Genomic DNA, 510 nt, shown 5'->3' on the forward strand with positions numbered 1-510 from the left:
CTGGAAGAGCTTGCGGTTGGCCTCGCCATAGGCGTGATCGTTCGCGAGCGTGTAGATGAGGTCGATCGTGTTGGCGAGATTGCGCTCGTAATCGGCTTCGGCTGCCGAGATCACCGGCGGGGTGATGAAGTCGTGGTTGGCGGCCGCTGCCTGCATCAGGAAGCCGGAGCGGAACAGTTCGCCGACCAGAGGCTCGAACAGGATGTTGATGGCGAAATACTGTTCGAGATAATCCGACGTTCCCATGATCGTCTCGATGGCCTCGCGCGTGCCCTGCCAGACGCCATCCTCGAGCCAGTGCTTCTTGCCGAGCGTGTCGTCCCAGCCGGCGATATCCATGCCGATCTCGGCCAGATAAAGCGTGATGTCCTGGGCGAGGCGCAGCTTGTAGGAGGAATTGGTGAGCGTCGCGTTGTTGATCATCTGCGTATAGCCGTAGCGCTGCGCCTGCATCAGCGAAGTGCCGAGGCCGAATTCCGCATGCTTCCACGCCCCGAGATGGGCTTGCAG

Annotated in this window: 1 protein-coding gene; it reads right to left on the reverse strand. The window is 61.0% G+C overall.

The genetic code is table 11. The features are described from left to right. On the reverse strand, positions 1–510 hold a 510-nt coding region (locus tag AC1D0P_RS28340), incomplete at both ends, for a ferritin family protein (RefSeq protein WP_477679778.1).

The organism is Polaromonas sp. P1_G2 (assembly GCF_056405515.1).